Source organism: Streptomyces atratus (genome assembly GCF_040655115.1).
GTDB classification, from domain to species: Bacteria; Actinomycetota; Actinomycetes; order Streptomycetales; family Streptomycetaceae; genus Streptomyces; species Streptomyces atratus_D.
The window spans coordinates 1-8,978 of record NZ_JBFAJH010000102.1 but is presented as its reverse complement, the minus strand read 5'-3'; the positions used below and the strand labels follow the sequence as shown (position 1 = coordinate 8,978).

General features: G+C 72.1%; 10 protein-coding genes and 2 pseudogenes. 8 read left to right on the top strand and 4 right to left on the bottom strand.

Annotation, left to right across the window (positions count from 1 at the left end):
* Positions 1 to 137: pseudogene (locus AB0I23_RS40625) on the bottom strand (electron transfer flavoprotein subunit beta); the annotation flags it as partial.
* Positions 138 to 244: 107 nt separating this feature from the next.
* On the opposite strand from AB0I23_RS40625, the gene AB0I23_RS40620 reads away from it, so the two are divergent.
* The 4 genes and pseudogenes from AB0I23_RS40620 to AB0I23_RS41915 form a co-directional block, all read left to right on the top strand.
* Positions 245 to 952: a TetR family transcriptional regulator gene (locus tag AB0I23_RS40620; RefSeq protein WP_436847073.1), complete on the top strand. Its 708-nt coding sequence runs from the start codon at positions 245 to 247 to the stop codon at positions 950 to 952.
* Positions 953 to 1,066: 114 nt separating this feature from the next.
* Positions 1,067 to 1,456, top strand: a complete 390-nt coding sequence (locus AB0I23_RS40615) for a Zn-ribbon domain-containing OB-fold protein (RefSeq protein WP_436847072.1) — start codon at positions 1,067 to 1,069, stop codon at positions 1,454 to 1,456.
* A gap of 76 nt (positions 1,457 to 1,532) precedes the next feature.
* Entirely contained in the window at positions 1,533 to 1,679 is a 147-nt protein-coding gene (locus AB0I23_RS40610) for a TetR family transcriptional regulator (RefSeq protein ID WP_359118213.1), read from the top strand.
* 23 nt (positions 1,680 to 1,702) lie between these two features.
* Positions 1,703 to 1,816 (top strand): annotated as a pseudogene (locus AB0I23_RS41915) (transposase); the annotation flags it as partial.
* 4 nt (positions 1,817 to 1,820) lie between these two features.
* Here AB0I23_RS41915 and AB0I23_RS40600 read toward each other — a convergent pair.
* Positions 1,821 to 2,183 (bottom strand): hypothetical protein, encoded by a 363-nt coding sequence (locus AB0I23_RS40600; protein WP_359118219.1) that lies wholly within the window; start codon positions 2,181 to 2,183, stop codon positions 1,821 to 1,823.
* 664 nt (positions 2,184 to 2,847) lie between these two features.
* Complete coding sequence (locus AB0I23_RS40595) at positions 2,848 to 3,018, bottom strand: helix-turn-helix domain-containing protein (protein WP_359118209.1); 171 nt, start codon at positions 3,016 to 3,018, stop codon at positions 2,848 to 2,850.
* A gap of 176 nt (positions 3,019 to 3,194) precedes the next feature.
* Here AB0I23_RS40595 and AB0I23_RS40590 point away from each other — a divergent pair, with 176 nt between their 5' ends.
* On the top strand, positions 3,195 to 5,270 hold the full coding sequence (locus AB0I23_RS40590) for a SpoIIE family protein phosphatase (RefSeq protein ID WP_359118207.1): 2,076 nt from the start codon (positions 3,195 to 3,197) through the stop codon (positions 5,268 to 5,270).
* A gap of 21 nt (positions 5,271 to 5,291) precedes the next feature.
* Here the strand turns inward: AB0I23_RS40590 and AB0I23_RS40585 are convergent, their stop codons facing one another.
* Positions 5,292 to 6,548: a PucR family transcriptional regulator gene (locus AB0I23_RS40585; RefSeq protein WP_359118205.1), complete on the bottom strand. Its 1,257-nt coding sequence runs from the start codon at positions 6,546 to 6,548 to the stop codon at positions 5,292 to 5,294.
* A 52-nt stretch (positions 6,549 to 6,600) separates the two neighbouring features.
* Here AB0I23_RS40585 and AB0I23_RS40580 point away from each other — a divergent pair, with 52 nt between their 5' ends.
* The 3 genes from AB0I23_RS40580 to AB0I23_RS40570 all read left to right on the top strand — a co-directional run.
* Positions 6,601 to 7,185, top strand: coding sequence for a hypothetical protein (locus AB0I23_RS40580; RefSeq protein ID WP_359118203.1), 585 nt, complete (start codon positions 6,601 to 6,603; stop codon positions 7,183 to 7,185).
* 121 nt (positions 7,186 to 7,306) lie between these two features.
* Positions 7,307 to 8,017, top strand: a complete 711-nt coding sequence (locus AB0I23_RS40575; protein ID WP_359118201.1) for a response regulator transcription factor — start codon at positions 7,307 to 7,309, stop codon at positions 8,015 to 8,017.
* Positions 8,014 to 8,978: styrene monooxygenase/indole monooxygenase family protein (locus tag AB0I23_RS40570; protein WP_359118199.1), on the top strand; the 965-nt coding region annotated here is incomplete at its 3' end. The genes AB0I23_RS40575 and AB0I23_RS40570, both read left to right, overlap by 4 nt.

Genomic DNA, 8,978 nt, shown 5'->3' with positions numbered 1-8,978 from the left:
TGCTCCACCGCGTACTCGTCGAGCTCCGACAGCAGACCGTCGACATCCTCACGGTCCAGCGTCAGGTCATCGGCGAAATGCCGGTCACCGGTGGCGTCCGGCACATACTTCACACAGACAACGATCCTCAAGCTCACGCCGGCTCTCCTACCTGGGTGGGGTCCTGAGGTGACCATATGGCACTCAGTACCCTCTGTAAAGGTACGTAGTGTCGAACGGCCGGAATTGGTGTTAGGTTCCCGGCATGACCGAGGCGCGCAGACCAGTGAAGAAACCCCCCATGCGGGAGGTGCTCGCCGAGGCGGCGTTCCAACTCTTCCTGGAACGGGGCTTCGAGCGGACCACCGTGGACGACATCGTTGCGCGGGCCGGGGTCGGACGGCGTTCGTTCTTCCGGTACTTCCCCTCCAAGGAGGACGTGGTCTTCCCCGACCACGAGCGCTGCCTCGCCGACATGACCGCGCTTCTGGACGCGGCCGACGGCGGCGACCCGGTGAGCACGGTGTGCGATGCGGCCCGGCTCGTCCTGAGGATGTACGCGGCGAATCCGGAGTTCTCGGTCCAGCGCTACCACCTCACGCGGGAGGTTCCCGGCCTGCGCACCTACGAGTTGTCCGTGGTGCGCCGCTACGAACGGACGATGGCCGAATACCTGCGGGGCCGTTACGTCGGCACGCCGGACGGCCCGCTGCACGCCGAGGTGATCGCCGCTGCTGTGGTCGCCGCGCACAACAACGGCCTGCGCTCGTGGCTGCGTTCGGGCGGCGAGGGTGACGCCGAGGCCGCGGTGGACCACGCCCTCGGTGTCGTACAGGAAGTCTGGGGGGCGAAGGACGCGAGCGCCGCGGGGCCGGCCGCGGACGACGACGAGGTCGTCGTGGTGGTCGCCTCCAAGGGCACGCCGATGTGGCGTGTGGTGCAGAGGGTCGAGGCGGCTCTCGCCGAGGACTGACCACAGAGAAGGAACTCGGTACCTTTACTATTCGGCACTCAGTGCCATAAGGTGCGTCTGCGTCCGTGTCGAGCCACGACGCCGGCGCACGAGCCGAGTTCAGGGGGTCGAGACGTGTCCCATTCCGTTTCAGCGATCGATGCCGCACCGACGGCGCAGGGTGAAGCCGGACTGATCTATCAGCACTGCCGCTGGTGCGGCACCGCGTCCTTCCGGCGGCTTCTCTGCCCTGTCTGCGCGTCGAGCGATCTGGATTCCGTACGCAGTGACGGCCTCGGCGTCGTCGTGCGGACCAGTGTGGTGCACCGCTACACAGAGGCAGCACGCAACGAGTCCCTCGTCCGGCTGCCCGAAGGCTTCGTGTTCCGGTGCCGTGTCGTGGGCGCGGCGCCGCACCTGGTGCATGTCGGCGCGCGGGTGCGCCCCGTGGCGGAAGCCGCCCCGGAGACGGGCGAGATCGTCCTCGAACTCTGCGACCCGGGCGCGTATGCCGAATGGCGGTAGACCGGCCTCCGTGGCAACCGGATGGCCCCGGACCCGTACGGCGGCCGAGGGCTGCCTCGAGAGACGACACGCGAGCATGAGCATGCGCGAGTTCGGCCGAATCGGCGTCGTGGGCTGCAGCCCGATGGGCTCGGGTACAGACATCGGCGAGGCGGCAGGCGCCTCCGGGCCCAGCATCTCCAAGCACTTCCCGAGCAAGACCGATCTGCGATTCCCCTCGTAGCGTGGAGTCCGTGACAGCAGGGGATGTTGGTTGTCATGGCGGAGAAGCGTCGGAAGTTCACGGCGGAGTTTCGTGAGGGGGCGGTACGCATCGTGACGGAGACCGAGAAGCCGGTCCCCGAGGTCGCGCAGGACCTGGGGATCAACGAGACGACCCTGGCGAGCTGGGTGTCGCGGGCCTCGGCAGCTCCTCCGGCGACGACGGCACCGACCCGATGTCCCTCGCGGTAGACGCACTGTCCGCGAACGGCGGCCCGTTGTACGTCATCGCGACCAGCGCCCGCACCAGTCCGCCGGCCCGCACCACCATCGCCTCAGTGGCCGCCTCCTCCTCGGCCGGGGACAGCAGCGGCAGAAGGGCGACCGAGCGGTCCGCGACCACCAGTTTGGTGGGGACGCGGTCCACCACCCGTACCTGCCGCGTGCGGTGGAGTGCTCCGGACAGCTCCGCCATCGTGGACGGCTGCTCCAGTACGGCCTGCTTGATCACCACCCGATAGCTCACCGTTCCTGGGCGGTGAGCAGGAGTGAGTTCTGGCTCACCGGTACGCCCCGAACGGTCTTGGGCGCACTGGTCCTCCGCTTTCGCGTCCCGGTCGGCGACGCACATCCCGTATGCGGTCCGTCCCGGGCGGGCGGAATTCCTACGACCTGGCCATGTGGGTGTGGCCGGAGGCGATGGGGAGGCCCCGAACCATCTCGCCGGTGACACGGGGGCCCCGACTGCTGACGTCACACCCGGCGTCCCAGATCGCACCGAGAACGCTACGCACACCCCTGCCGGGCATACCCGCAGCTCGTCACACCGTTCACCCCATCGTGTCCACGTTCGCCACAACGATGTGCTTGCCCAGCAGTTGTGAACCCCTCGCGCGGTGGCCTGCTCCTCCGCCTCGTTCTCCTCACCGCGTACGGCTGTGGGTGCGGAGGTGACCAGGGCCAGCAGCTCGCGCGTCGCCCCCTTCTGCAACTGCTGGAAGCGGTGCCCGATCGCTTCGACGCCGGTCACCACCTCCACCGGGTCGGTCCACGCATGGCCGGCGGCGCGCCGGCGGTAGTCCTCGTTGAGCACGGCCACCGCGGCCTCGGCCGGCTGGAGCGCGTGTCTGCGTTCGGCGAGCGCACCGCCGAAGGCGAGCGGCGGCGGGCCGGCTGCATGGTGGCTCGGGTCACCTGTCGCCCGCGTGGTCATGCCGCAGGATTCGCTGGAGCAGCCGAGCCGCTTCTTCTTCGCCGAGTCCGAGGTACCGAGCGATGTCCTCCGAGGTCGCCGCGCCCAGCTGTACGAGCGCCCGGTACGCGGCCTCCTCGCCTTCGGCCAGCCCGATGAAGCCCAGCAACAGATCACCCGTCCTCTGCTCGTCGCGGTCGCGCCCCCGGCGCGCCAGTCCGCCTCACCCCCGGGCGCCGAGACGTGGGAGGCCTGCTGACGACATGCGCGTTGGGCCGACACGGGGAAGGCTGGTGCACGACATCGACCGGCCCCGCCGGTTTGCGACCCGGAGGCGACCCACCCATGGCACGCGAGGCACAGCGGGACGACGCCGAGTCCGAGCGTTCGCTGATGCGCGCGCTGTTCACCGAGTCGCCGTTCGGGCTGCACATTCTCGATCCCGACCTACGAGTGGTCCGAGTGAACCCGGCCTCGGTCGGGCTGAGCGGGACCCCTGCGGAGGACATCGTCGGGCACGGTGCCCGCGAGGTGTACCGGCTGTCCGATCCCGAGGCGGCCGACGCCATGGTCCGGCGCGTCATCACCACGGGCGAACCGGTCCTCGACCGTCTGGTGCGCAGCCGTCCCCGCACCGACCCGGAGCGCGAGCACCTGTACTCCACGTCCGTCTTCCGCCTTGAGGATCCCGGTGGCCGCGTGCTGGGCGCGGCCGTGACCGCGATCGATGTCACGGACCGCGAGCGCGCGCGGTCCCGCACCGCCATCGTGAACGCCGGGCGGGAGCGGGTGGGGCGGACGCTGAGCCTCGAGACCACGTGCCGCGAGCTGGTGGACGTCCTGGTGCCCGCCTTCGCCGACGCCGCCGTGGTGGACCTGTTCGAACCGGTACTCCGCGGCGAGGAGGCACCCTCACCCGCGGCCGGGCCCTCGGTGCCGCTCCGCCGGACCGCGGCGAAGCGCTTCGCGGGAGTACACGAGGAGGGAGGGCAAGGACAACGGGGCGTGCCGACAGACGGTCTCGAAGCCCCCCGCCTGTTCACCCGGGAGGACACGGGCTCGTGGCCCGCACTGCCCGACGAGGCCCGCTCGGCGATCGTCACACCCCTCGCGCTGCGGGGCGCCGTGCTGGGCACGGTGACCTGCTACCGGACCGCCGGCCGCGACGCGTTCGAGCAGGACGATCTCGACGTGGCCCTTCATCTGACCGCGCGTACCGCCCTGTGCCTGGACAACGCGCGCCACTACACCCGAGAACACACCGTGGCCCTCGCCCTCCAGCGCCCGCTGCCCGCGGACAGCGAACCGGACCGGACTGCGGTCGAGACCGCCGCGTTCCGCGCCGTCACCGGCGCCGGCGGCGGCTGGTTCGACATCATCCCCCTCTCCAGCGCCCGCGTCGCCCTCACCGTGGGCCAGGTCACCGGCCCCAGCCTGCACGTCGCGACGGCCATGGGGCAGCTGCGCACCACCATCCAGACACTCGCTGCGATCGATCTGGATCCCGACGAAATGCTCTCCCGCCTGAACGACACGGTCGCTCGGCTGGCCGCCGAGCTGGCCGCCCTGCCGGGCGCCGCGGCCGGGCACCCGTACACCCTCCGCGCCTCGTGCGTGTACGCGATCTACGATCCGCTCACCGAACAGTGCGCGATCGCCGGCGCCGGGCATCCCCCGCCCGTGCTGGCGTACCCCGACGGCACCGCCCGGGTCCTCGACATCCCCGCCACACCACCGCTCGGCGACGACAACGGCGACCACCTGCCCTTCGCCGTGACCGACCTCGGCCTGCCCTCGGGAAGCCTCCTCGCCCTGTGCACCGACGACTTCCTCGCTCGTGGCACCGGCCCGGCCGCCGAAGCGGTCGCGGGCCCCGAACGGCTCCGCCTGGCTCTTACCCACCCGCAGCGCCCGCTGGACGAGCTGTGCACGGACCTGGTCCGCGCGGCCTCCGCGACGCCCGAAGCGGCCGACGCCGTCCTCCTGCTGGCCCGCACCCGCGCCCTCGACGCCGGCAACGTCGCGCAGTGGGAACTGCCCCACCACCCGACGTCGGCGGCCACCGCCCGCGCCCACATCCGCCGCCGGCTCGGTCAATGGAACCTCGACGACCTTGCCTTCACGACCGAACTCGTCGCCAGCGAACTGGTCACCAACGCGGTTCGCTACGGCGCACCCCCGATCCGGCTGCGCCTGATCAAGGAACGCGCCCTGACCTGCGAGGTCTCCGACTCCAGCCCCGCCGCCCCGCACCTGCGGCACGCCCGCACCGTCGACGAGAACGGCCGCGGCCTGTACATCTGCGCCGAGCTCACCCGGCGCTGGGGCGTCCGCTACACGCCAGGGGGGAAGACCATCTGGACCGAACAGGACCTGCCGCCGGCAGCCGGGCCCCGAAGCTCGACCGCGGACCGTCCGTGACGTCCATGCAGTCCACCGTCGTCAGCTGACGGCCTTGAGCGCGGCGGCCGCGGTCTCCGCGGGCACTCCGGCCGCCGCGTCACCGGGCAGCAGGCGCACCGCCTGCAGCCCGGCGTAGAGCTCGGCCGAGGCGACCGGATCGTTCACGGACCGACCGGTGAGCTCCTCGACGCGCCGGAGCCGGTAGAGCACGGTGTTGCGGTGGCAGTACAGCAGTTGGGCCGCGGCGGAGGTGGACCCGCCCGATGCGTACCAGGCTTCCAGCGTTTCGAGCAGGGTGTCCCGCTCCGGCCCCGCCGCGGGCAGCCCGCCCAGCACCCGGTCCGCCAGATCACGGCCGACGTCCGGCTGCCGGACGAGCAGCAGTTGCAGGGGGACGTCCTCGTAGCGCACGACGGCCCGGGTCCGGGGCGGCGAGCACCAGGCCGCGAGCTGTGCCTGCCGCAGTGCGTCACCGGCCTGGGTCAGGCCGGTGAACGACGCGCTCAGTCCCAACCGGGCCGCGGCGAGACCGGCGAGCAGGTCCCGTACGGCGGGCAGGACCTCGGCAGAGGGCAGGCTGAGCAGGCCGACCTGCCCCTTGCCGTCGGTTCGCCACACCGAGCGCACGCGCAGTTCGGCGAGCCTCTCCTCCACGCAGGGCAGTGTCTCCTCGCCGGGCGGCGCCTCCCCGTCGCTGTCCACCGCCTCGGCGGTGGCCACCAGGAACGTGCCATGGCGCGGGATCCGGAGTGTACGGCTGCTCTCCCACAGGTCGGCGGAGTCCCGCACCTCGCCGTCGAGGAGCGCGGCCAGGAGCCGCTCCTTGGTCCGCGCGTCCCGTGCGGCCAGGTCCTCGACACTCGCGCGGTAGGCGTCGGTGGCGGCCTCGGAGTAGGCGTCGATGATCGACCAGATGTCCGACGCCGTGTGCAGCAGCGCCTCGCCCGCTCGATCGCCCGCCTCCGCGACCAGCGTCTCCCAGATGAACCGGCCCCCGGTCCGGAAGGCGTGTGTCACCGCTTCCAGCGGCGCGCCGAGGCCGGCTTTGGTCTGCCCGATCGAGCGGGCCGCCCCGGTCCGCAGGGGGCCGCCGCCGGCCAGCTGTTCCAGGACGAGTTCCAGGTTGGCGAGACAGGCGCCGCGCAGCAGGTCCCGGGTCTCGTCCTCGCTGTCGGAGTAGAACCGGTCTTCCGCGACGATGCGGTCGGTCAGCCGGTCGGCCAGCTCGCCGGATCTGTCGAGGAGGGTGCGGGCGAGATCCGCGGGGTTGATCCCAGGGCTGGGGGAAGACGTCATACCGGCGAGTATACGAGGCCCGGGTGTGCCGCCGACCTGCATGTTGGTGCAGGTGCACAAAGGGCGGAGAGGGCGGCTCCCGAGGCGGGGGCACGCGGGCCGTCCGGGCCTCCGGGTCGTACGGCCGCTCGCCGCCGGAGCCCTCCACGACGCGAGCCAGTCGGCGCTGCTGTTCACCACCAGCGTCGCCGCCGTCATCGCCACCGGCACGGTGGTCTTCCTGGCCTACGGAGTCCGCGCCGGCGCCGGCATCGCGGGGCGTCCCGCGGTGGGCGTGTTCCGCGGCCGGATGCTGGCCGCGGTGTCGGCCGTCGTGCTCCTCGTCGCGGTGCCGCTCACGGCGGGCAGTGTCTCCATCGCCCAGGACCGGGCACTCGCCGCGGACACGCGACCGGTGGCCGAGCGGTGGGCCGCGGCGGGCAACTGGCAGATCGCCTCGGTCGAGGCCCGTAACGGAGTCGTCGTCGTGGGCGTCCTCGGGCTCCCGCCCCAGCCCGCCCCCACCGCCCTGCGCGCCGCGCTGGACCAGAACGGGATGCGCGGCGCCGGCCTCGAACTCCATCTGGTCGGCGGCCGCACCCACTGGTGCCCGGCGGACGGCACCACGTGCACCGTACGGAAGTCCAGCCGCAGCTGAGGCGGGGTCCGTACGCCGCCCCGAGCGGCCACCGTGCCGACGCCTGCCGACGGCTTTGCATCCACGTCCCGGACAGGTAGCTTCGGAGCAGTACATGGAAAGGCAGGTCCCAGGAGGTTCGGTGCCCGCGCCCGACGATCGTCCGGGCGCACGCGAGCAGGAGACGACCCCGCTGCGTGTGCTGATCGCTGACGACAGCTTCCTCATCCGGGAGGGACTGAGCAGGCTCCTGGAGCTGAGCGACGCCGTCGAAGTCGTCGGCACCTCGGCCGACGAGCCGTCGGCGACGGCAGCCGTCGCCGCCACCGCGCCCGATGTCCTGATCTGCGACATACGGATGCCGCCCTCGTTCACGGACGAGGGGGTACGTCTGGCCGACGGGCTCCGGCGCTCCCATCCGGGCGTCGGGGTGGTCCTGCTCAGCCAGGAGCGGCACGTCGATCTGGCCGCCCGGCTGCTGGAGTCCGGCGCGGCGGGCCGCGGCTATCTGCTCAAGGACCGTGTGCACGACCTCGACCTGCTCGTCTCCGCCGTCCGGACGGTCGCCAGGGGCGAGTGCCACATCGACTCCGCCCTGGTCGAGGACCTCGTACGCCGTCGGCGTGCTGGGGCCCCGGCCCTCGTCGCCCTCACCCCGCGCCAGCGCCAACTGCTCGCGGACATCGCCGAGGGCAAGAGCAACGCGGCCATCGCGCGGGACCGGTTCCTCACGGTGCGCGCGGTCGAGAAGCACGCGAGCGAGATCTTCAGCCGACTGGGACTCACCGGTGACGCCGACATCAGCCGGCGGGTCCGCGCCACGCTTCTGTACCTCGACGCTGCCCGGCCATGACCGGACTCCTCGGATCCGCGGCCACGCCGGCGGCCGTCGGAGTGGCTCTGGTCTCGCTGGCCACGGTGCTGCTGTGGCTGCGCCCGCCGGACCGGAGGTTGGCGCGACTGCTGGCCGTGCTGTGCGTGGCGTACGCCGTGCGCGGGCTCGGCGCCGCGGCGGATCCTTGGGCCTTCGGCATCGGCCGGGCGCTGGGGCAGCTTGCCGAGTTCGTACTGGTCTGGGTGATGCTGAGCTTCCCCTCGGGGCGACTGCGGTCACGGCACGACCGCGTCATCGTGGCCGCCGGCGGCTTCACCGCCACCGCGCTGTGGCTGCCGACCGTGCTGTATTCGGCGACTGTCCCCCTGCCCGGCCCGCTGGTGCCGTGCTCCCCGGACTGTCCACGGAACCCGCTGCTCCTCGCCGACCTGCCGCAGGTCGCCGACGGGTTCCTGACGGCGTTCCGCTGGCTAGGCGCCGCGGTGCTGCTCGCGGCCGCGCTCTCGCTTCTGGACCGGCTGGTTCGCTCCAGCCCCGGCGCGCGCCGGACGCTCACCCCGCTGCTGGTGGTCTCGATCCTGCGCACCCTGGCGGTCGCGGTGTTCGTGGTCACGAACGCCTCGGTGCTGTCGGGGACCTTCCTGGTCATGCTGTTCTGGGCGGTGCCTCTGTCCATGCTGCTCGGTCTGCTCCTGGCCCGCTTCCACGCGGCGGGCGTGCTTCTGCGGCTGGTTTCGGGGCTCCAGCGTCGCCCGGACGCGGACGAGCTGCAGCAGGTCATGGCCGAGGCGCTGCAGGACCCGGGCCTGGAGATCGTCTACTGGCTGCCCGACCGAGGCCGATGGGCGGACGGCACGGGGGCGCTCCACCGGCGGGTGCCGGTGGTCGGCGAGCTCTTCGTGATGCCGACCCTGACCACGTCCGGCCGCGCCGACATCCTGTTCTGGGAGGGCGTCCCGGGCGGCCCGCTGGACGTCTT

What these genes read in the sequence shown, in the direction of transcription:
- AB0I23_RS40620 (WP_436847073.1), top strand. Translation starts at nt 245, where the DNA reads ATGACCGAGGCGCGCAGACCAGTGAAGAAACCCCCCATGCGGGAGGTG.
- AB0I23_RS40610 (WP_359118213.1), top strand. Translation starts at nt 1,533, where the DNA reads ATGAGCATGCGCGAGTTCGGCCGAATCGGCGTCGTGGGCTGCAGCCCG.
- AB0I23_RS40590 (WP_359118207.1), top strand. Translation starts at nt 3,195, where the DNA reads ATGGCACGCGAGGCACAGCGGGACGACGCCGAGTCCGAGCGTTCGCTG.
- AB0I23_RS40585 (WP_359118205.1), bottom strand. Translation starts at nt 6,548, where the DNA reads ATGACGTCTTCCCCCAGCCCTGGGATCAACCCCGCGGATCTCGCCCGC.